This window comes from Dietzia sp. IBK-p2-15D, assembly GCF_057773105.1.
Map to the genome: position 1 here is coordinate 105,892 of NZ_JBYMTK010000010.1, position 20,042 is coordinate 125,933.

Genomic DNA, 20,042 nt, shown 5'->3' on the forward strand with positions numbered 1-20,042 from the left:
GCGTTCCGCGCACGTCTACTCGGTAGACGTGGGCGAAACGCTCTTCTCGACGAGGGGGGCGGGCCGGGAACGACACCGTAGCCCGCAGGGCCGGGATCGACGACGACGACGAGGTGCGCTGCCGCCCCGGCGGGCCGAGCCGGAAGGCCCCGACCTAGAACGCGCCCTCGGGCATGTGCATGACGTCCACGTCGAGCGCCTCGATGGTGGCCCGCGCGGCGCCCACCTGCGGCAGGTGGGCGCGGGCGAAGAAGTTCGCCACCGTCACCTTGCCGGTGTAGAAGTCGTGGTCGTCGCCGGTCGCCTCCGGCAGCCGGTCCAGCGCCCCGCCCGCCTCGCGCAGGAGCATCCAGCCCACCATGAGGTCGCCGACCGCCATGAGCAGCGGGACCGCGCCGAGCCCGATGAGGTAGAGCTTCTCGGGATCCTCCTGGGCGCCCATGAGGTGCTCCGTGAGGGTGCCGACCATCGACTCGACGTCGGCCAGGGCGCCGGCCACCCCGGCGCGCGCGGTCTCGAGCTCGGCCGGGCCGGTCTCGGCGGGACCGGTCTCGGCGGGACCGGCCTCGTCCACGGTGCGGTGGATCTGCGCCGCGACGTGGCCCAGTGCGGTCCCGCCGTCGCGGATGATCTTGCGGAAGAAGAAATCCTGCGCCTGGATCGCGGTGGTGCCCTCGTAGAGGGAGTCGATCTTCGCGTCGCGGAGGTACTGCTCGACGGGGTGGTCCTTGAGGTACCCGGAACCGCCGAAGCACTGCAGTGACTCGGCGAGGCACTGGTAGGACCGCTCGGAGCCCACCCCCTTGACGATGGGCAGGAGCAGGTCGTTGACCGTGTGCGCGAGCTCGGGCCCGGCGCCGGAGACGACCTCGGCGGACACGATGTCCTGGTGGGCGGCGGCGTAGAGGTACACCGCGCGCAGCCCCTCGGCGTACGCCTTCTGCGTGAGCAGCGACCGGCGCACGTCCGGGTGGTGGATGACGGTGACCTTCGTGGCGTCCGGGTTGCCGGCGTCGGCCATGTCGTTGCCCTGGACCCGCTCGCGCGCGAACTCGAGAGCGTTCAGATAGCCCGTGGAGAGGGTGGAGATGGCCTTGGTGCCGACCATCATCCGGGCGGCCTCGATGGTCTTGAACATCTGCTTGATGCCCAGGTGGACGTCACCGGCCAGGAACCCCACGGCGGGTCGGCCGTGCGCGCCGAAAGCCACCTCGCAGGTCGCGGAGGCGGCCAGGCCCATCTTCTTCTCGATGCCGGTGACGTAGACGCCGTTGCGCTCGCCCGGCGCGGCGGTCTCCGGGTCCGGCATGTACTTGGGCACGAGGAAGTAGCTCAGGCCCTTGGTGCCGGGGCCGGCGCCCTCGGGTCGGGCGAGCACCTGGTGCCAGATGTTCTCGAACAGGTCGCCGGTGTCGGCGCCGGTGATGAACCGCTTGGTGCCCTCGATGTGCCAGGTGCCGTCGGGCTGCTCGATCGCCTTGGTGCGCACGGCGCCCACGTCGGAGCCGACCTCGGCCTCGGTGAGCATCATGGACGACCCGTGGTTGCGCTCGATGATCTTGGTGGCCCACGTCTTCTGCTGCTCGTTGCCGATCGAGTGCATGATCCCGGCGAACAGCGGACCGGACAGGTACATGAAGATCGACGGGTTGGCGCCCACGAGGAACTCGCTGATCGCCCAGGTGACCAGGCGCGGTGCGGCCACGCCCCCGACGGCCGGGTCCACGCCGACGAGGCCCCAGCCGGCGTCCTGCCAGGCGCGGACGGAGGCCACGTAGTCGGGGTGGAGGGTGACCTCGTGGGTCTCGGGGTCGAAGGTGGGCGGGTTGCGGTCGGCGGTGGTGAACGACGCGGCGACCGGTCCCTCGGCGAGCGCGGCGGCTTCCCGGAGCATGGTGCGGACCGTGTCGCCGTCGAGTTCGGTGGCGTCGTCGCGCTCGAGGATCTCGTCGAGACCGAACACGTCGAACAGGACGAACTCCAGGTCACGTGGGTTGCTGCGGTAGTGGGACACGCGGGGCCTTTCCGACGACGGTGGTCCGCACCGGGTGGCGCGTCACGTGCCCACCGTAGAGCACGGCGCCCCGCGGTCGGCGCAATTACGGACCGTAGTCCGGAAGGTGGGTGGCGGTGCCGGACCGACTATCCGTGCAGGGCCCGCAACCGTCGTCCCGCCTCGTCGAGCACCTCGGGCCGTTTGCAGAACGCGAACCGCACCAGGTGGGACCACTCCGCCGAGAAGGCGTCGGTGAACGGGGCGAACGGCACCGCCGCCACGCCGATCCGTTCCGGCAACTCCAGGCACCAGGCCGCCGCGTCGGTCACCCCGAGTGGGCGCGGGTCCGCGGTGAGGAAGTACGTGCCCTGTGCGACGACGAGGTCGAACCCGACTCCCGAGAGCGTGTCCACCAACTGGTCCCGCCGAGCCTGCATGTCCTGCCGCAGCGTCGCGATCCACTCCTGCTCGTGGCGCAGTGCGTGCGCGACGCCCAGTTGCAGGGGCGAGGCGACGGTGAAGCTCATGTACTGCCGCGCGGTGCGGGCCCCCGCCACGAGGTCCGCGGGCCCGGTGAGCCACCCGATCTTCCACCCGGTGCAGTTGAGCAGCTTGCCGGCGCTCGAGATGCGCAGGGTCCGCTCGGCCATCCCGGGCAGCGTCGCGATCGACACGTGCTCCACCCCGTCGTAGGTGAGGTGGGCGTACACCTCGTCGGAGATGGCGATTGCGTCGAACTCGTGGCACAGCGCGGCGATCTGTTCGAGGTCCTCACGCGGCAGGACGGCCCCGGTGGGATTGTGGGGCGAGTTCACCAGCACGGCCCGCGTCCGCGGGGAGAACGCGTCCCGCAACGAGTCCACGTCGAGTCGGAATTCGCCGCCCGTGCGGACCATCCTCGCGGCGCGACGGGTGGCGCCGGCCATCGCGACCGTGGCCGCGTAGGAGTCGTAATACGGTTCGATCACGACCACCTCGTCGTCGTACTCCACCAGGCCCACCACCGCGGCGGCGATCGCCTCGGTCGCGCCGACCGTCACCAGCACCTCGGTGTCCGGGTCGTGCACCAGTCCGGTGTGGGCGGTCTCGTGGTCGGCGGCGGCCCGGCGCAGTTCCGGGGTGCCGATGCCCGGCGGGTACTGGTTGTGGCCCTCCCGCATGGCGCGTGCGGCCGCCTCGATCATCGACTCCGGTCCGTCCGTGTCGGGGAAGCCCTGGCCCAGGTTGATGGCGTCGAACCGCGTGGCCAGCTGCGAGACCTCGGAGAAGATCGTCGTGGCGTGGGGTCGGAGTCTGCGGACCGTCATACGGGCAGCCTAGGTGTTCGGCACACGGTGTTCTGCACACGCAGGACGGGTGGCGCCGACCGATACCATGGGCGGCATGACCGAGCCCCTCGCCGCCACGTCCGCCTCGACCGGTGGAGCCGCCACCGTCGGGCCGTGCACCCAGCGCCGCGCGGTGCTGGCCGCCCTGCCCGGGATCATCCTGCTGCCGGGCATCGCCTCGGCCTGCGGCATGACCGAGCCCGCGCAGCCCCCGTCGACGGTGCAGCAGACCACCACGGTCCCCGCGACCACCATCCCCGCCGCCGAGATCCCGCCGGGCACGGCCAAGCAGTTCAGGGCCGGCGAGGCCACGGTGATCGTCGCGCAGCCCGTCGAGGGCGAGTTCGTCGCCTACTCGGCCCGCTGCACCCACCAGGGCGGGGTGGTCCAGGTGATCGAGGGAATGACGCTGCGGTGCCCGCTCCACGGCGCCGAGTACGACGCCACCGACGGCCGCAACACCCTGCCCCCGGCCCCGCGCCCGCTCGACGCGATCCCGGTGACGGAGTCCGGCGGGCAGCTCACCCTCGGCTGACGCCCGCCGCCGCCCGCGACAGCAGCCCCGCCGGCCTCCGCGCCCGCCGACCCGCCGCCGCCTCGGCTTGCGGCGCGGCCACGGTCAGGGGTAGAACGGGAACACGTTCTCAGGGCGGGGTGAAACTCCCCACCGGCGGTGATGTCACCGGCCCCATGGCCGGCGGCGAGCCCGCGAGCGCCCCGCACCCGCGGTGCGGTTGGACTCCCGGTCCGGCCACTCCACGCACGCGGGGGTCAGCAGACCCGGTGTGATCCCGGGGCCGACGGTCATAGTCCGGATGGAAGAGAACCGCGCGTCACCCGACGCGGTCCCGGTCAATGACGACCGTGGCCGGGCGGGCGTCGCGTCACAAGCCCTGGGCCGTCTGTGTAGAGCCCGTGAAAGGGGCACACGATGAGCCTTCTCGTGGAATTCCTCGACGCGCAGTTGATGATCGGTGGCGTGCCGATCCTGTGGCGCGAGATCGTCGGCAACGTCTTCGGCCTGGCCGCCGCCATCGGCGGTATGCGTCGGGTGGTGTGGGCGTGGCCGGTCGGAATCGTCGGCAATCTCACCCTTCTGACCGTCTTCCTCGGCGGCGTCTTCCACACCCCGCAGGACGTGGACCTTTACGGTCAGGCCGGCCGGCAGGTCATGTTCCTGGCGGTGGGCGTCTACGGCTGGTGGCGGTGGTCGCAGTCCAGGCGTGCGAGTGCCGCCCTGCCCGGAGGCTCGGCCGCCGACGCGGTGGCCGTCCATCCCCACTGGGCGACCGGCCGGCAGCGGGCCGGTCTCGTCATCGGCATGGTGACCGGCACGCTGGTCTTCGGTTGGATCTTCGCCCAGCTCGGCTCGTGGGGACCGTGGGCCGACGCGTGGATCTTCACCGGATCGATCCTCGCCACCTACGGCATGGCCCGCGGCTGGACCGAGTTCTGGCTGCTGTGGATCGGCGTCGACATCGTGGGAGTGCCGCTGCTGCTCAAGGCCGGCTACTACCCGTCGGCGGCGCTGTACCTGGTGTACGGCGCGTTCGTGATCTGGGGTTTCCTGGTGTGGTGGCGCGTGGATCTGGCCGAACGCGCGGACGCCGCCGGTCCCGCCGGGCAGCGGCGGGAGCAGCTGCCGGTCGGCTGACCACGGCCTGTCCTGGTGTCAGCCCCCCCGCCGGGCCCCGGGGCGTCAGCCCCCCGCCGGGCCCCGGGTCGTCAGACCGTCGACGCCGGGGCGGCCGTCCGGCGCGCGGTCCGCGGGCGTACGGCCGCCACCACGACGAGCGACAGGGCGGCGAGCGTGAAGCCCAGCCCGCGGAAGTCGATCCACGCGAACACCAGGCCGGACAGCAGACCGCCGGCCGCGCCGGACAGCGCCACGGCCACATCGGCCTGCCCCTGGACGCTGGCGCGCACGGTGGTCGGGACGGACGTGGTGAGAACGGTCGTGCCGGCGACCAGCCCCAGGCTCCAGCCCAGTCCCAGCAGGATCAGTGCCAGCGCGACGAGCGCCGTGGACTGCGGCGGGGCCAGGGCGGCGAGCGCTCCGGCGGCCAGCAGCACCAGGCCCGCGGACACCGCCACGGCGCGGGTGCCGAACTTGTCCACGAGCAGCCCGGACAGGGGCGCGGGCAGGAACATCGCGGCGACGTGCAGCGAGATCACGACGCCCACCACGGTCACGGTGTGGTCGTGGGCACGCATGTGCACGGGGGTCATGGTCATGAGCCCGACCATGACGAACTGGGTCAGCGCCATCACCACGACACCGGTGATGACGTCGGCCGTCCAGATGCGGGTCGGTACGGGCGCCACGGCGTGCCGTTCGGAGTCGGCGGCGGTGGCCGCGGCCTCCGCAGTAGGGGAGGGGGACGACGACGGCGGTGACGACGACAGTGACGACGACGACGAGGTGAGCGCCTCCTCCGCTGCCTCGATCTCCATCCTGCGCGCCTCGAGCAGGGGATCGGGCCGCAGCAGCAGGGAGATGACCAGCGCGGCACCGCCGTACGCCGCGGCGGCGAGCAGGAACGGTCCCGCGAGCGGGGCCAGCCCCAGCGCCTCGGCGACGCCGCCGGTGGGCCCCACGAGGTTGGGCCCGGCGACGGCACCGGCGGTGGTGCCGAGCAGGACGTAGGACAGGGACCGGGCGCGGGTGGCGTCGGTGGCGAGGTCGGCCCCGGCGTAGCGGGCCTGCAGGTTGGTGGCCGTGCCGGAGCCGTAGATGACGAACGAGGCGAACAGCAGCGGCAGCGACTCGAGGGCGGTGGCCGCGACGATGCCGACCGCGCCGAGTGCGCCGACCGCGAATCCGGCGGCCAGGCCCGGGCGGCGGCCGCGGGCCTGGGAGAGCTTGCCGACCGCGATCGCGGCGAGGGCGGAGCCTCCGGTGAACAGTGCCGACGGCAGCCCGGACAGGCCGGGGCCACCGAGCAGGTCCTCGGCGAGCAGCGCGCCCACGGTGATGCCCGCGGCGAGTCCGGCCCCGGCGAGGAGCTGGGCCAGGACGAGGACGGTGAGGATCCGCCGCTGCGCCGTCGCCCGGCCCGCCTCCGGTGCGGTGTGCGTGGCGTCGCCGGCGCGGGTCACGCCCCGCCCCAGGTCCGGGCGTGCAGGAGCACGTCGACGGCGGTGGCCTTGCCGGCAGGCCGCAGGTCGTGCCGCAGCGAGACCACCTCGAGTCCCTCGGCGCCGCGGGCGAGGTCGGCGATGTCGGGGAGCACGGTGGGATCCTGCGGTCCGCCGACGCCGCGGCGGAGGTTCTCGGCGGCGTGGCCGAGGTAGACCAGGTGGCCGCCGGGGCGCAGCCAGGTGCCGGCGCTGCGCAGCACGGCGGTCAGTGCGGGGAGGTCGAGGTGTAGGAATCCGACGACGACTAGGTCGACGGCCTCGGACGGGGCCCAGGTGGTGGCGTCGCCGACGACCCAGTCGACGCTGCCGCTGCGTCCGTCGTCGGAGTCCTTGGCGCGAGCCTGCTCGATGGCGACCTCGGAGAAGTCGACCGCCTGCACCTGCCAGCCGTGCGCGGCGAGCCACCGCGCGTGCCGACCGTCACCGCAGGCCAGGTCGACGGCGGTGCCCACGTCCAGCCCGGTGTCCTCGGCGGCCGTCACCTCGGCGACGATCCGGGCGGCGGGGGTCGTGCCCCACGCATCGGGCTGCGCGAGGTAGCGGGCGTTCCATGCGGAGGCGTCCACGGGCGGTGGTCCTTTCGGTTCGGGCACGGTTGTCAGGCTCGGTTGCCAGGCACGGCTGCCAGGCTCGGCTGTCGGGCACGGTTCTCAGGGGCGGCGGAGCCACCGGAGGTGTTCGGTGTCCCCCTGCAGTTCCAGTCTCCTCCACAGCACGCTGCCCGGGACGGCCTGGCTGGGGTGGCATTCCACCGCGGCCAGCTGCGCGGCACGGTCGACGGTCAGGGCCAGGTCGATCTCGTCGGCCGGGCGTCCGAGGAATCCCGCGTACCCCTCGCCCGCCAGCGTGGCGCAGATGGCGTCGGGGAGGACCCACGCCAGCACCCCCAGGTCGTGGCGCTCGCCCGCGCGGACGGCCGCCGCGGTGGCGGCCACGTGGTCGGGGTGGCCGCTGATGCCGGTGGAGTCGAAGGCGACCAGCCCGTCCGGCCTCACCGCCTCGATCTCCCGCTCGACCGCGTCGTCGATCGCGTCCGCACCGAGCGCTGTCAGCCCGCCGTCGGGGAGGTCCAGGAGGGTGACCCCCTGCGCGCCGAGCGCGTCGGCGGCGGCCCGCAGTTCGCGCTCGCGGATCACCGACAGGTCTCCCTCGATCTCCTCTCCACGCGCCCCGTGGAGGGTCGAGGCCTCGCCCCGGGTCAGGCAGAGGACGTGGACACGCGCGCCCGCGGCCGCGAGGGTCGACAGGATCGCGCCGAGGCCGAAGGACTCGTCGTCGGGGTGGGCGACCACGGCCAGGACCGTGTCCCAGTCCGGTAGCCCGGTCGTCGTGCGCATCGCGGCGGACCTCCCTGTGTCGGTGGGAATCGCTGTGTCGGTGGGAATCGTTGGACCGGCCCCGGGGCCGGCGGATACCCGGTACCGTATCTTCGCATGAATAGGTCTCGCGAACGGAAGGATGCCTCACTCTTCGCCCGCGCGTGGGTGGTGGCCAGCCCGGTGCTGGAGCGGATCGGCCTGGCGGAGTCGCGACGTCGTCTGGTCGACGGCCTGTCGGGCACGGTGGTGGAGGTCGGCGCCGGCAGCGGGGTGACCTTCGAGCATTACCCGCCGGAGGTCACCCGGGTGGTGGCGGTCGAACCGGACCCGCACCTGCGCGCGTACGCCCGCCGGCACGCGCAGCGGGCGGCGGTCGACGTCGAGGTGGTGGACACGGTGGCGGAGGCGCTCCCGCTCGCCGACGGTGAGGCCGACGCCGTGGTGTTCGGGCTCGTCCTGTGCACCGTCCTCGACGTCCCGGCCGCCCTGGCCGAGGCCCGGCGGGTGCTCGCCCCGCACGGCGAGCTGCGTCTGCTCGAGCACGTCCGGGCGGACGGTCGGTTGGGTCGCGTCGCCGACCGGATCGAACCCGTGTGGAGCCGACTCGGAGGCGGGTGCCACCCGAACCGCGACACCGCCCGGCACGTCGCGGAGGCGGGCTTCGACGTCTCCGGCCTGCAGGCCCGTCCGTTCCCGCCGGTGGTGCCGTTGACGCCGGTGCTCAGCGGGTCCGCGCGGCGTCGGTAGCGCGGTCCCCGCTCCCGGTGGGCGGCACCGCGCAGGCGTCGGACGCGCAGGCGTCGGACGCGCAGGCGTCGGACGCGCAGGCGTCGGACGCGCAGGCGCCATCGGCGCAGGGGCGGGCCCGCCACCGGTAGATCACGGCGCCGGCCAGGAGGACCAGCGACAGGGCCGCGAGCCACGGCTGCAGCGGGGCCCACACCCCGAGCGCGCCGGTGGTGCCGAGCAGGATCAGCACGATCTTGTTGCAGACGGGGCACGCCACCGCGAACCAGGCGGTCGCCACGCCCACGGTGACCAGCGCAGGGCGTTCGGACGGCTCGGCTCCGGCGGGGTGCCCGGTTGCGCTGCCGACGCCGGCCTCCCGCGCGGACCGGATGCCGAACCAGGCGGCGGTGAGCAGTACGGTGGCGGCGAGCACGGGGTACTCCCACCAGCGGACGGGGATCTCGCGGCCGAACACCGGGTTGGGCAGGATGTCGGTGGGGATGCCGATCAGCAGGAAGGTCCCGAGCGCCGCCAGGGCGGCGCGGGCGGGGGCGAACACCGCCGGGGTCGACGTGATTTCGGACGACGCGATCCCGGACGACGCGGCCTCGGAGGACGCGGTCTCGGGGGCGGGCGCGTTCCGGGGGGCGGCCGACGCGCCGGACGAGTGGTTCATGCCACCATGGTCTGCATACCGGCGGGGTATCCGCCACCGGCCCTGGTAGATCGATCGGGAGGAGCGCTGTCGTGGCCCATTCGCTGCCCGGTCTCGGTGAGCTCGAGACCGCCGTCCTCGAATTGCTGTGGGACGAGTGCGCGGGTGACGGCGACGACCTGTCCGTCCGCGAGGTCGCGGATCGGTTCGCGGACCGGCGGCCACTGGCCTACACGACCGTGATGACCGTCCTGGCGCACCTGTACGACAAAGGGGCGGTGACGCGCGAGAAGGTCGGACGCGGGTACCGGTACCGGCCCGCGCGTAGCCGCGAGGACTTCGGCGCCGACGCCCTGGGTGAACTGCTCCGGTCGAGCGGCGACGCGGAGAAGCTCCTCCTGCACTTCGTCTCGAGGGAGGGTGGAGACCTGGCCCCGGAGGAGGCGGGAGTGCTCCGCAGGATCACCGCGCGCCTCCGCGGCGGCGGGGACGCCTGATGGGCATCGGGATGCTGCTCGCGGCACTGGTCGTCGGCGCCGCCGGCCCTGCCTACCTGCGTCGCGCCGTGGACGCGGCGGCGCGGCCGGGCGTCGCGCTGGGCGCCTGGATCGGCACCGGCGTCGTCTTCGTGTCCCTGCTCGTCGCCGCCCCGGTGGTGATGCACGTGCAGCCGCTGAGGGGGTTCGCGCCCGCCGCCACCGCCGTCACGGCGTGCGCGACGATGTTCGATCCGGCGGCGAGCGGCGTGTGGCCGGCCGCCGTCCGTGGCGTGGTCGTCGCGGTGGCCGTGGTGGCGGCGGTGTCCGCGGTCGCGGTGGTCGTGGCGGCGATGTCCCGGGCCCGGCGCTCGGCGCGGGCGCACGCCCGGTCCCTGCGGTCACTGGTCGAGGCCACCGACCACGTCGACGGGGTACGGGTGTGGTGGATCGCCGACGACGAACCCGTCGCCTACGCGCTGCCGGGGGCGGCGACGCGCGGGTTCCCAGGCGTGGGACGACGCGGGCCGGCCTCGTGCGGCGGGACGGTGGTGGCCTCCACCGCCCTGTGGGATCTCGGCGAGGAGCGCCGACGGGCCGTGCTCGACCACGAGATCGCGCATCTGCGGGGGCGTCACCACGTCGCGGTGACGTCGGCGGCTGCTCTGCGCACGGTGTTCTCGCCGGTGCCCCTGCTGCGGCGAGCGGCAGCGGAGGTGTCCGTCCTCGCCGAGCTGGCCGCGGACCGGCGGGCCGCGCTCGGCGCCGGCGGCGCGGCGGCCGTGCGCGGTGCCCTCGGCGAGCTCGGCGCCCCCGCCGGCCGGGTGGCCGTCCTGTCCTCGGTGCCGGCCGGACCCCGGGGGGTGGGGCCCGGGCTCGTGCTCGCGCTCGTACACGCGGTCTCGCCGGCGGCGATCTCCGCGGCCGCGGCGACGACGCTCGTGCTGGGGATGTGCTCCGCGCTGGCGGGTTGACATCACGCCACCGCCGCTAACTACTATGCAACGTAGTAGAAACTGGCCCACTCACGGGTCGGTCCCCGTCCCCGATCGCACCCGCAGGAGACCCGAAGTGTCCCGTCGTCCGAGCGTCCCGGTCATCGCGTTGTCCCTCGTGGTGGCCGTACTCCTCGCCCTCGTGGCGATCCTCCTCGCCCGCGAGGTGGGCGGGGGCGAACCGTCCGCCGACGGGTCCGCCGCGGGGACGTCGGAGGTGTCCGACGATCGGCAGACCAGCCCGGAACAGGCTCCCGGCCCGGAGTCGATGGAGGGCATCGCGCGCTTCGAGGAGGGCGACCCGATGGCCATGGGGCCCGTCGACGCACCGGTCGTGATGACCATGTACACCGACTTCCGCTGCCCGTTCTGCGCCAAGTTCTCCCGCGAGGTGGGGCCCGCCCTGGTCGAGGAGTACGTCGAGAAGGGCGACCTGCGGATCGAATGGCGGGACCTGCCGATCTTTGGTGAGCAGTCGATGGCCGCCGCGCGAGCCGGCCGCGCCGCCGCCGACCAGGGGCGGTTCTGGGAGTTCACCGAGGTGGTCTTCGCCGACTCCCCCGACCGCGGTCATCCGGACCTCGGCGAGGAGAAGTTGGTCGGGTACGCCCGCGAGGCCGGCGTCGCCGACATCGAGCGCTTCCGCGAGGACATGACCAGCGACCGGTACGACGAGGCGATCCGGGCCGACTACGAGGCGGCCACCGCACTCGGTGCCACCTCGACCCCGACGTTCCTCATCAACGGAACGGGCATCATCGGCGCCCGCTCCACGGAGACGTTCCGCAACGTCATCGACAGCTCACTCGACGGGTGACGTGGGCCCGATGACCGAACAGATCGGACTGATCGGCGGATTCCTCGGCGGCGTCCTGAGCATCCTCAGCCCGTGCTCGGCCCTACTGCTGCCCGCCTTCTTCGCCTACGCCTTCGGAACCCGCCGGGTGCTCCTCGCCCGGACCGGGCTGTTCCTGCTCGGCCTCGCCATCGTCCTGGTCCCGCTCGGGGCGGGGGTCGGGGCCATCGGTTCGCTGTTCACCGTCCACCGCGGGACCGTGACGTTGATCGGTGGCCTCGTCGTCGTCGCCCTGGGCGTCTACACCGCCCTCGGGGGCGGATTCCGGCTTCCCGGACTCTCGGACGCCTCGTCCCGCGTCACCGGCAGCGGCCCCGTGGCCGTCCTCGCGCTGGGCGCCCTCTACGGCTTCGCGGGATTCTGCTCGGGCCCGCTGCTCGGCGGCGTGCTCACCCTGGCGATGGCCGGGGGTTCGCCCGCCTACGGTGCGGCGGTCATGGGCGCCTACGCGGTCGGCATGGTCGTCCCGCTCGCGGTGCTCGCCCTGGCGTGGGACCGGCTGGGGGTGTCGCGCCGGCGATGGATCCGCGGTCGCGAGGTCACCCTGGGGCCCGTCCGCACGCACACCACCTCACTCATCGCCGGGGTGCTGTTCATCGCGGTGGGACTGCTGTTCATCCTCACCGACGGCACCGCGGCCCTCGGCTCGGTGATGGGTGTGGACGCCCAGTTCGACCTGCAGCTCGCCATCGAGCGCCGGGTCGCCGGGATCGACGACCTGTGGTTCGCCGTCGCGGCGCTGGCCGTGGCCGCCGTCTGCCTCGCGGTGTGGGCGCTACGCGACCGGCGCCGCGCGCGGGCGCGGCAGGAGCCGGACGCCCCCGGCCCCGAGGATCAGGAGCCCGCCCGCGGCTGAACCCTCACCTCGCACATCGGAGGCCTGTCTCCGGTCTCGATGCGCGTGGTGGTGGGCGAGTAGGCCCCCGCCGGCGACCGGGTGAACGTGGTGAGCCGCTGATCCGGTCGCGCCGTCGTGGTGACGCGGCCCGCGCGGACCAGACGGTCGAGTGCGGTGAGCTGGATCTGCGCGGCCATCCGGGCCAACGAGTCGTCAGGGGAGTTGCGGTGTCGCCGGATGCCCAGGTCCACCTGCGCCATCGCCTCGAGTCCCACCAGTTCCCACACGTCCACCAGGAGCGCGAGCTCCACGCCGTAACCCCGCGCGAACGGGATCCGTTCGAGGACCTCCCGGGTGGCCGCGTATTCCCCGGCCAGTGGCTGGACGAACCCCGCCAGCTCCGGCCACCAGGCGTCGATGAGCGGCCGGGCCACGAGTTCGGTCACCCGACCGCCGCCCGAGGGCGACACCGTGACGCCGTCCGCGAGCGGCCGGTCGTAGCACCCCTTGACGAAGCCGAGTGACGGATCCAGGACCAGCGGGGCCAGCAATCCCACGGCGAAGGTCGGGTCGAAGTCGCGCAGGTCGGCGTCGATGAACGCCACCACGTCCCCGGTCGTCACCGCGAGGGACTTCCACAACGCCTCGCCCTTGCCCGGGACCGACCCCCACTCCGGCAGGATCTCGGACTGCGCGTGGACCACGGCGCCGGCGGCGCGGGCGACCCGCGCGGTGTCGTCGGTGGAGTCGGAGTCGATCACGACGATCTCGTCGAGCAGCGGCACCGCCTCCACCAGGTGCTCGCGCAGCGCGGTGACGATGGCGCCGACCGTGGCCTCCTCGTCGCGGGCGGGCAGGACCACCGACAGGCGTCGGCCGGCCTTCGCCGCGGCCACCCCGGCGGCGTCGAAGTCCCGGGCGGTCAGGCTCCGGCGTCGGAACCAACCCTCGGTGTCCGGCAGCATCGTCGGGCGTCTCGCTCTCGCTGTGACGACCCACCGGCCGGGCGGGTCGCGGAGGGGGTCTCCGTCTCGCCATTGTGGGTCACCCGTCGGCGGGCCCGCGCGCGACCCCCGGCCCCGGCCCGCACGTGGAGACGCCGCGGAGCCGGGACCCGTTCGTCGGGCTGTGCCACGATGAACCCATGGACTTCTCCTCCTCGCCCCGCGCCGCTGAGCTCACCGCAGCCGTCCGCGAGTTCATCGACACCCACATCGCCCCGGTGGAGCCGGAGATCCACGCCGACATCGCCCGGCGTCGGCTGGCAGGGGAGGATCCGTGGGCGGTCGATCCGCGGGTCCCGGAGCTCCAGGCCCGCGCCCGCGAGCAGGGACTGTGGAACCTCTTCCTCCCGGCCGGACACGAGGGGCCCTACGCCGAGCGCTACGGCACCCACGGCGGCACGGGCCTGAGCAACACCGACTACGCGCCGGTCGCCGAGGAGATGGGCCGCTCGTTCCTCGCCCCGCTTGTGTTCAACTGCAACGCCCCGGACACCGGGAACATGGAGGTTCTGCTCAAGTACGGCTCGCAGGAGCAGAAGGACCGGTGGCTGGACCCGCTACTGGACGGGAAGATCCGCAGCGCCTTCCTCATGACCGAGCCGGATGTGGCCTCCTCGGACGCCTCGAACATGGCCGCCACCGCCCGTATCGAGGGTGACGAGGTCGTCCTCGACGGCCGTAAGTGGTGGTCCACGGGCGTCGGTCACCCGGACTGCAAGGTGGGCATCTTCATGGGCGTGTCCGATCCGGACGCGCACCGCTACCTGCGCCACTCGATGGTCCTGGTGCCGATGGACGCCCCAGGGGTCCGCGTCGAGCGCATGCTCACCGCCCAGGGGGTCTACGACGAACCGCTCGGCCACGGCGAGGTGACGCTGGAGGGCGTGCGGCTCCCGGTGTCCAGCATCATCGCCGGTCCGGGCAAGGCCGCGGAGATCGCGCAGGGCCGACTGGGCCCGGGCCGCGTCCACCACTGCATGCGGCTGATCGGCCTGTCGGAGATGGCGCTGGACCTGGCCTGCCGCCGGGCCTCGGGTCGCGTGGCCTTCGGCAAACCCATCGTCAACCTCGGCGGCAACCGTGAGCGTCTCGCCGAGGCGCGCATCGCGATCGACCAGGCGCGCCTGCTGGTCCAGCACGCCGCCTGGAAGCTCGACACCGAGGGACAGGCCGCCGTGGAGGTCAGTGCCATCAAGGCCGCCGTCCCGAAGATGGCGCAGCAGGTGATCGACATGGCCCTGCAGCTCCACGGTGGCGGCGGCATGAGCGACGACTTCCCCCTGGCCGGGGCGTACGCCACCGCGCGGTCGCTGCGACTGGCCGACGGCCCCGACGAGGTCCACCTCGGCGTCGTCGCCCGGGCCCTGCTCGCGCCCTACCGCGACGCCGCCACCACCGGTGGCACCGAGACGACCGGGACGACCCGATGACCGCCCGCGACGGCACGCCCGACCGCGACGCCGCCCTGCGGCGCCGTGTCCCCGGCACTGACGCCGTGCGCGGCGAGGACGCGTTCGACGTCGAGGCGGTGGCCGCGTGGTTGCGGTCGATCGCGCCCCACGACCCGACCGTGCTGGCGGGCGTGAACCTCGGCGACGACGACGAGCCGGTCATCCCCGAGGTCCGGCAGTACACCGGTGGCGCGTCCAACCTCACCTACCTGCTGCGCTACCCGGGCGCGGACCTCGTCCTGCGCCGCCCGCCGGCCGGGACCAAGGCCCGCGGTGCCCACGACATGAAGCGCGAGTACCGCGTCCAGTCGGCGCTGCGGCCGGTGTACCCGCTGGTACCGCGGATAGTCGGGTTCTGCGGCGACCACTCGGTGATCGGCACGGACTTCTACGTGATGGAGCGGATGGAGGGCACCATCCTGCGCAAGGAGCTGCCCCGCGAGCTGCTCATGGACCGGGTCACCACCCGTCGTCTCGCCGAGGCGGCCGTCGACGCGCTCGCCGACCTCCACTCGGTGGACATCGAGGCCGCGGGCCTGGGGGACCTCGACCGCGGCGAGGGCTACGTGCGCCGGCAGGTCGAGGGCTGGTCGGCCCGGTACCGGCGGGCCCGCACCCCGGACGTGCCCGACTTCGCGCCGGTGATGAAGTGGCTCCGCGCCAACCAGCCCGACGACGTGGGGCACTGCCTGGTGCACAACGACTTCCGGTTCGACAACCTCGTGCTCGACCCGGAGGACGTCACCCGCGTCATCGGCGTCCTGGACTGGGAGATGGCGACCGTCGGCGACCCGCTCATGGACCTCGGCGGCGCACTGGCCTACTGGGTGCAGGACGACGACGGCCCGCTGTTCAAGGCGTTCCGCCGCCAGCCCACCCACGCGCCCGGGATGCTCACCCGCCAGCAGGTCGTCGAGCGGTACGCCCGCCGGGCCGGACTGGACATCACCGCTGAGCAGTGGCGCTTCTACGAGGTGTTCGGTCTGTTCCGCCTGGCCGTGATCGCCCAGCAGATCAACCACCGTTACTTCCACGGGCAGACCACCAACCCGGCGTTCCGTGCTTTCCGGCCCGGCGTGGCTTTCCTCGAGCAGCGCTGCCTGCGCATCATCCGCACGGGCGACGGTCGCCTCACGCCGACCCGGGTCTCCCCGCGGGACGTGGTCCCGGAACTGCTCGGCGTCCCGCGGGTCGTGCTCCCGTTGCTCGCCGGGGGCGTCCACGACGTCCGGGGCAAGGTGACGGGTCTGCTCGGAAGCCTGCCGGTGATCGGCGATCTCCCCGTGATCGGCGGGCGACCCACCGGCACGTCGGGTGGTGGGCGCTGATGGGGTCCATCCACCTCGTCCGCCACGGGCAGGCCTCGTTCGGCAGCGGCGACTACGACCGGTTGTCGGAGACCGGTCACCTGCAGGCGCGCCTGGCCGGCGAGGACATGGCCGGCCGTGGGCTGCGGCCCGACGTGATCATCCACGGCGGCCTGCGCCGACAGCGCGAGACGGCGGAGGGCCTGCTCGCCGGCCTGCGCGCCCACCACGACCGGGACGCCGCCGAGGACGTCGCCGTGGAGGTCGACGAGCGCTGGGCCGAGTACGACGCCGACGCGGTCCTGGAGGCCGCCCGCGTGGCCGGCCTGACCACCGAGCACGGCACCCTCGACTCGGCCGGGTCCTCCGACGAGGCCAAGCAGGCCTTCCAACGCCAGCTCGACGCCGCCCTCGGGCACTGGGCGGGCCTCGAGGCCTTCGCCGAGTACCGACGGGACGCCGACACCGCCCTGACCGATGCCGCCGCCCGGTCCGGGACCGGCCGGACCACGGTGGTGGTCTCCTCCGCCGGCACGATCTCGTTGGCGGTCGCCGGCCTCCTCGCCGACCCCGAGGGCGTCGTGGGGCTGTGGACCCGGTTGCAGCGCGTGACGGTGAACACCGGGACCGCCCGGGTCGTGGTGGGTCGCGGTGGGATGACGTGTATCGCGGTCAACGAACACCAGCACCTCGAGCGGGCGGCCGGGCCCGACGACCCACGCCGACTGGTCACCCTGAGGTGACGATGTCGGCCGACCGCACGTCGGATCGGCTCGAGGCCGCCTCGCGCCCGGGCGGGCGTCGTATCGTACGACCGTAGAGGCCGTTCCAGGCGGCCACGAGAGCACGTCAGGAGAACGCCACGATGCCCACCTTCCAGCGCGGTCACACGACGATCGCCTACACGGACACCGGCGCCCCCGCGGGACGCCAGGACGCCCCGGTGGTGTTCTTCGCCCACGGATTGCTGTTCTCGGGCTGGATGTTCCAGCACCAGATCGCCCACCTTCGCGAGAAGTACCGGTGCGTGACGATCGACTTCCGCGGGCAGGGCAACTCCCCGCGGGCCATGGGTGGCTACGACATGGACACCCTGACGGTGGACGTGTCCGAACTCCTGCGGCACCTGCGGATCCCGGTGGTGAACTTCGTGGGCCTGTCCATGGGCGGGTTCGTGGGGATGCGCCTGGCCGCCCGCAACCCGGAGATCGTGCACACCCTGACGCTCATGGACACCGCTGCCACCGCGGAGGAGCCGGCCAATCGCAGCAAGTACAAGACGCTGTCCAAGGTGTACCGCGTGGCTGGCATGAAGCCCCTGCGTGCGCGGGTGGCGCCGATCATGCTGGCAGAGGGCAACCTCGACGCCCCCTGGGTCACGGAGTGGATGACCCAGCTCGAGCGCACCGATCGCGTGGGGCTGGTCAAGGCCATCGACTCCGTCGCCGACCGTGACCCGTGTGAGGACGAGGCCATCCGCATCATCGCCCCGACGCTGGTCATGGTGGGGGCCGAGGACGCCGCCACGCCCCCGGACAAGTCCCGGCGGATCACCGAGCTGATCGCGGGCTCGCGCTATCGCGAGATCCCCGGTGCGGGGCACTCGCCCAGCATGGAACGTCCCGACGAGGTCACCACCATCCTCGAGGCGTTCCTCTCCGAATACGACGTGTGAAGACAAGGGAACCGATGAGAGCTGAGCGCTCGGCTAGAGAAGAGTCAGAGTCGACGGGACGGCCGGGGTCGGCCGACGGGTGGGTCGGCATCGTCACGGGCAAGCTCTCCGCGTGGTTGATGCTCGTGGTCGTGCTCCTCGTGAGCGGCGCGGTGTTCGCCTTCGCCTCGTCGGAGGGCTCGTCGCAGGGGCCCCAGACGCTCCCGGATGACTCCGAGGCCGCACTCGTCTCCGAGATCCAACGCGAGTTCCCGGGGTCCGAGTCCGTACCGGCGGTCCTCGTCGTGACCCGCGAGGACGGCGGCGAACTGGGGCCCGAGGGCATCGCCGCGGCCGTCGGCGCCGGCGAGCGCATGGCCGAGGTCGTCGGTGCGCCCGCGCAGGGTCCGATCCCGTCCGAGGACGGCGCCGCTGCCCTCATGCTGGTGCCGGTCGACGCCCAGTTCCTCTCCGGGGGCGCGGCCAGCGACCTGGTGTCGGAGATGAGGGACGCAGTCGCCGACGGTCTCGACGAGGGCATCACCGCCCAGCTGACCGGCGGCCCGGGGTTCGCCGCCGACACCGCCGCCGCGTTCGAGGGCGCCGACTTCCGACTCCTGGCGGCCACGGCCCTGGTCGTCGCGGTACTGCTCATCGTCACCTACCGCTCGCCGGTGCTGTGGCTCGTCCCGCTGATCATCATCGGAGTCGCCGACCGCGTCGCGGCGCTGCTCGTCGCCAAGGTCGGCGAGGCACTCGACATCACCGTCGACGGGTCCACCTCCGGCATCGTCTCCGTCCTCGTCTTCGGTGCCGGAACAAACTACGCTCTGCTCCTGGTGTCCCGCTACCGCGAGGAACTCCGCAAGACCTCGGATCGTCGAACCGCCCTCCGCGACGCGTACCGGGGCGCGGTCCCGGCCATCGTCGCCAGCAACGTCACGGTCGTCCTCGCGCTGCTCACCCTGCTCCTGGCGACCCTGCCCAACTACCGCTCGCTCGGCGCGTCCGCGGCGGTGGGCCTGCTCGTGGCCCTGGTGTACGCGCTCGTCGCGCTGCCCGCCGCCCTGGCCGTGTGTGGCCGCGGCCTGTTCTGGCCGTTCATCCCGCGCCCGGACGAGAGGCCTGCCGGCAGGCACACCGACGACGGCGCCCCCGTGACCCCGCGGGACTTCGACGAGGACGTCCCGCCGGGCGTCTGGGGTCGCGTCGCCGCGCGCGTGGTCAAGCGCCCAGTGACGGTCATCGTCTCCTGTGTCCTGCTCCTCGCCGTGCTGTCCCTCGGCCTGCTCGGAACCCGTATCGGACTGAGCCAGACCGAGCAGTTCCGCACCCCCTCCGAGGCCGCCGCCGGGCTGGAGACCGCCGCCGAGCACTTCCCGGCCGGCGTCACCGACCCGGTCACCGTGCTCACCCGCACCGGCACCGAGGGCGAGATCACCGAGGCGGTCCAGGATGTGGAAGGTGTCGTGTCCGCCCGCCCGGCCGGCGAGTCCGGAACGGGATGGAGCCGCGTCACCGTGGTCCTCGACGCCGCGCCCGCGACCGACCGGTCCGAGGACAGCGTCGTCGCACTGCGCGAGGTCGTCGACACTGTCCCCGGTTCCGAGGCGCTCGTCGGCGGGTCGGTGGCCGAGGCCGTCGACACGTCCCAGGGCAACCTGCGTGACCTCACCCTGATCGCGCCGCTCATCCTGCTCGTGGTGTTCGTCGTGCTGGTGCTGGTCCTGCGGTCGGTCGTCGCGCCCCTGCTGGTCATGGCGGCGACCGTGCTGTCGTCGCTCGCCGCCCTCGGGCTCGGCACGTTCGTCACCACCCAGATCCTGGGCTTCCCCGGCCTGGACGTGTCGGTCCCGCTGTACAGCTTCCTGTTCCTGGTGGCCCTGGGCGTGGACTACTCGATCTTCCTCACCATCCGGGCCCGCCAGGAGGCCTCCACCCACGCCACCAGGGAGGCGATGGTCCGCGCCGTGGCGTTGACGGGCGGCGTCATCACCTCCGCCGGCATCGTGCTCGCCTCGGTGTTCGTGGTCCTGGGCGTCCTTCCGCTGATCGTGCTCACCCAGGTCGGCGTGATCGTCGCCCTCGGTGTCCTGCTCGACACCTTCGTCGTGCGCACCCTGGTCGTGCCCGCCCTGTTCACCCTCGTGGGGGACAAGGTGTGGTGGCCGGGTGACCCGCGAGGACAGACCCGCCGCGGCGCTACCGCAGGCTCCGCGTCCGACGACCCCGACCGCCGCACCGGCGACCACGGCGCCGGCCCCACCACGACCGAGGAGATCCACGCATGAGC

The 20,042-nt window shown here is 73.1% G+C and carries 19 protein-coding genes and 1 riboswitch; of the genes, 12 read left to right on the plus strand and 7 right to left on the minus strand.

Annotated features, from left to right (window positions below; genetic code table 11):
* Positions 1 to 154: 154 nt before the first annotated feature.
* Positions 155 to 2,014 (minus strand): acyl-CoA dehydrogenase, encoded by a 1,860-nt coding sequence (locus AC3DEV_RS13615; RefSeq protein WP_488372452.1) that lies wholly within the window; start codon positions 2,012 to 2,014, stop codon positions 155 to 157.
* A gap of 128 nt (positions 2,015 to 2,142) precedes the next feature.
* Positions 2,143 to 3,303, minus strand: coding sequence for a pyridoxal phosphate-dependent aminotransferase (locus tag AC3DEV_RS13620; RefSeq protein ID WP_472982623.1), 1,161 nt, complete (start codon positions 3,301 to 3,303; stop codon positions 2,143 to 2,145).
* Positions 3,304 to 3,379: 76 nt separating this feature from the next.
* Between AC3DEV_RS13620 and AC3DEV_RS13625 the strand changes: the two genes are divergently transcribed.
* Both AC3DEV_RS13625 and AC3DEV_RS13630 read left to right on the plus strand, forming a co-directional pair.
* On the plus strand, positions 3,380 to 3,859 hold the full coding sequence (locus tag AC3DEV_RS13625; RefSeq protein WP_271800587.1) for a Rieske (2Fe-2S) protein: 480 nt from the start codon (positions 3,380 to 3,382) through the stop codon (positions 3,857 to 3,859).
* 101 nt (positions 3,860 to 3,960) lie between these two features.
* Positions 3,961 to 4,155: riboswitch (FMN riboswitch) on the plus strand.
* A gap of 100 nt (positions 4,156 to 4,255) precedes the next feature.
* Positions 4,256 to 4,978, plus strand: coding sequence for a nicotinamide mononucleotide transporter family protein (locus AC3DEV_RS13630; RefSeq protein WP_488372453.1), 723 nt, complete (start codon positions 4,256 to 4,258; stop codon positions 4,976 to 4,978).
* Between the two features lie 71 nt (positions 4,979 to 5,049).
* Here the strand turns inward: AC3DEV_RS13630 and AC3DEV_RS13635 are convergent, their stop codons facing one another.
* The 3 genes from AC3DEV_RS13635 to AC3DEV_RS13645 all read right to left on the minus strand — a co-directional run bounded on the left by AC3DEV_RS13635 (position 5,050) and on the right by AC3DEV_RS13645 (position 7,802).
* On the minus strand, positions 5,050 to 6,423 hold the full coding sequence (locus tag AC3DEV_RS13635; RefSeq protein ID WP_488372454.1) for an MFS transporter: 1,374 nt from the start codon (positions 6,421 to 6,423) through the stop codon (positions 5,050 to 5,052).
* Positions 6,420 to 7,031 (minus strand): class I SAM-dependent methyltransferase, encoded by a 612-nt coding sequence (locus AC3DEV_RS13640; RefSeq protein ID WP_067719047.1) that lies wholly within the window; start codon positions 7,029 to 7,031, stop codon positions 6,420 to 6,422. The genes AC3DEV_RS13635 and AC3DEV_RS13640 overlap by 4 nt, the downstream gene beginning before the upstream one ends.
* 84 nt (positions 7,032 to 7,115) lie before the next feature.
* A complete protein-coding gene (locus tag AC3DEV_RS13645) occupies positions 7,116 to 7,802 on the minus strand; it encodes a PIG-L deacetylase family protein (RefSeq protein ID WP_067719049.1) in 687 nt (228 codons plus the stop codon).
* 96 nt (positions 7,803 to 7,898) lie between these two features.
* On the opposite strand from AC3DEV_RS13645, the gene AC3DEV_RS13650 reads away from it, so the two are divergent.
* Entirely contained in the window at positions 7,899 to 8,531 is a 633-nt protein-coding gene (locus AC3DEV_RS13650) for a class I SAM-dependent methyltransferase (RefSeq protein ID WP_488372455.1), read from the plus strand.
* Here AC3DEV_RS13650 and AC3DEV_RS13655 read toward each other — a convergent pair.
* On the minus strand, positions 8,506 to 9,189 hold the full coding sequence (locus AC3DEV_RS13655; protein ID WP_488372456.1) for a hypothetical protein: 684 nt from the start codon (positions 9,187 to 9,189) through the stop codon (positions 8,506 to 8,508). The two genes, AC3DEV_RS13650 and AC3DEV_RS13655, sit on opposite strands and share 26 nt — an antisense overlap.
* A gap of 71 nt (positions 9,190 to 9,260) precedes the next feature.
* Here AC3DEV_RS13655 and AC3DEV_RS13660 point away from each other — a divergent pair, with 71 nt between their 5' ends.
* The 4 genes from AC3DEV_RS13660 (at position 9,261) to AC3DEV_RS13675 (ending at position 12,351) form a co-directional block, all read left to right on the plus strand.
* Positions 9,261 to 9,665, plus strand: coding sequence for a BlaI/MecI/CopY family transcriptional regulator (locus tag AC3DEV_RS13660; protein WP_472982629.1), 405 nt, complete (start codon positions 9,261 to 9,263; stop codon positions 9,663 to 9,665).
* Positions 9,665 to 10,618: a M48 family metalloprotease gene (locus AC3DEV_RS13665; RefSeq protein WP_488372457.1), complete on the plus strand. Its 954-nt coding sequence runs from the start codon at positions 9,665 to 9,667 to the stop codon at positions 10,616 to 10,618. Before AC3DEV_RS13660 ends, AC3DEV_RS13665 begins: the two co-directional genes overlap by 1 nt.
* A 97-nt stretch (positions 10,619 to 10,715) precedes the next feature.
* A complete protein-coding gene (locus AC3DEV_RS13670; protein WP_488372458.1) occupies positions 10,716 to 11,456 on the plus strand; it encodes a DsbA family protein in 741 nt (246 codons plus the stop codon).
* Positions 11,457 to 11,466: 10 nt separating this feature from the next.
* On the plus strand, positions 11,467 to 12,351 hold the full coding sequence (locus tag AC3DEV_RS13675; RefSeq protein ID WP_488372459.1) for a cytochrome c biogenesis CcdA family protein: 885 nt from the start codon (positions 11,467 to 11,469) through the stop codon (positions 12,349 to 12,351).
* Here the strand turns inward: AC3DEV_RS13675 and AC3DEV_RS13680 are convergent.
* Positions 12,330 to 13,298, minus strand: a complete 969-nt coding sequence (locus tag AC3DEV_RS13680; protein WP_488372460.1) for a glucosyl-3-phosphoglycerate synthase — start codon at positions 13,296 to 13,298, stop codon at positions 12,330 to 12,332. The two genes, AC3DEV_RS13675 and AC3DEV_RS13680, sit on opposite strands and share 22 nt — an antisense overlap.
* A 179-nt stretch (positions 13,299 to 13,477) precedes the next feature.
* Between AC3DEV_RS13680 and AC3DEV_RS13685 the strand changes: the two genes are divergently transcribed.
* From AC3DEV_RS13685 to AC3DEV_RS13705, 5 genes are all read left to right on the plus strand, one after another.
* Positions 13,478 to 14,767 (plus strand): acyl-CoA dehydrogenase family protein, encoded by a 1,290-nt coding sequence (locus tag AC3DEV_RS13685; RefSeq protein WP_488372461.1) that lies wholly within the window; start codon positions 13,478 to 13,480, stop codon positions 14,765 to 14,767.
* Positions 14,764 to 16,116 carry a phosphotransferase family protein gene (locus AC3DEV_RS13690; protein ID WP_488372462.1) on the plus strand — a complete coding sequence of 451 codons (1,353 nt, stop codon included), beginning with the start codon at positions 14,764 to 14,766 and terminating at the stop codon, positions 16,114 to 16,116. Before AC3DEV_RS13685 ends, AC3DEV_RS13690 begins: the two co-directional genes overlap by 4 nt.
* Entirely contained in the window at positions 16,116 to 16,838 is a 723-nt protein-coding gene (locus tag AC3DEV_RS13695; RefSeq protein ID WP_488372463.1) for a histidine phosphatase family protein, read from the plus strand. The genes AC3DEV_RS13690 and AC3DEV_RS13695 overlap by 1 nt, the downstream gene beginning before the upstream one ends.
* A gap of 122 nt (positions 16,839 to 16,960) precedes the next feature.
* Positions 16,961 to 17,770, plus strand: a complete 810-nt coding sequence (locus tag AC3DEV_RS13700) for an alpha/beta fold hydrolase (protein WP_488372464.1) — start codon at positions 16,961 to 16,963, stop codon at positions 17,768 to 17,770.
* A gap of 119 nt (positions 17,771 to 17,889) precedes the next feature.
* Positions 17,890 to 20,040, plus strand: coding sequence for an MMPL family transporter (locus AC3DEV_RS13705; protein ID WP_488372480.1), 2,151 nt, complete (start codon positions 17,890 to 17,892; stop codon positions 20,038 to 20,040).
* The last annotated feature ends 2 nt before the right edge of the window (positions 20,041 to 20,042 follow it).

Excerpts from the sequence above, each read along its gene's own strand:
- AC3DEV_RS13620 (WP_472982623.1), bottom strand. The coding sequence starts at position 3,303 with ATGACGGTCCGCAGACTCCGACCCCACGCCACGACGATCTTCTCCGAG.
- AC3DEV_RS13625 (WP_271800587.1), top strand. The coding sequence starts at position 3,380 with ATGACCGAGCCCCTCGCCGCCACGTCCGCCTCGACCGGTGGAGCCGCC.
- AC3DEV_RS13630 (WP_488372453.1), top strand. The coding sequence starts at position 4,256 with ATGAGCCTTCTCGTGGAATTCCTCGACGCGCAGTTGATGATCGGTGGC.
- AC3DEV_RS13645 (WP_067719049.1), bottom strand. The coding sequence starts at position 7,802 with ATGCGCACGACGACCGGGCTACCGGACTGGGACACGGTCCTGGCCGTG.
- AC3DEV_RS13650 (WP_488372455.1), top strand. The coding sequence starts at position 7,899 with ATGAATAGGTCTCGCGAACGGAAGGATGCCTCACTCTTCGCCCGCGCG.
- AC3DEV_RS13655 (WP_488372456.1), bottom strand. The coding sequence starts at position 9,189 with ATGAACCACTCGTCCGGCGCGTCGGCCGCCCCCCGGAACGCGCCCGCC.
- AC3DEV_RS13665 (WP_488372457.1), top strand. The coding sequence starts at position 9,665 with ATGGGCATCGGGATGCTGCTCGCGGCACTGGTCGTCGGCGCCGCCGGC.
- AC3DEV_RS13675 (WP_488372459.1), top strand. The coding sequence starts at position 11,467 with ATGACCGAACAGATCGGACTGATCGGCGGATTCCTCGGCGGCGTCCTG.
- AC3DEV_RS13680 (WP_488372460.1), bottom strand. The coding sequence starts at position 13,298 with ATGCTGCCGGACACCGAGGGTTGGTTCCGACGCCGGAGCCTGACCGCC.
- AC3DEV_RS13685 (WP_488372461.1), top strand. The coding sequence starts at position 13,478 with ATGGACTTCTCCTCCTCGCCCCGCGCCGCTGAGCTCACCGCAGCCGTC.
- AC3DEV_RS13690 (WP_488372462.1), top strand. The coding sequence starts at position 14,764 with ATGACCGCCCGCGACGGCACGCCCGACCGCGACGCCGCCCTGCGGCGC.
- AC3DEV_RS13695 (WP_488372463.1), top strand. The coding sequence starts at position 16,116 with ATGGGGTCCATCCACCTCGTCCGCCACGGGCAGGCCTCGTTCGGCAGC.
- AC3DEV_RS13700 (WP_488372464.1), top strand. The coding sequence starts at position 16,961 with ATGCCCACCTTCCAGCGCGGTCACACGACGATCGCCTACACGGACACC.
- AC3DEV_RS13705 (WP_488372480.1), top strand. The coding sequence starts at position 17,890 with ATGCTCGTGGTCGTGCTCCTCGTGAGCGGCGCGGTGTTCGCCTTCGCC.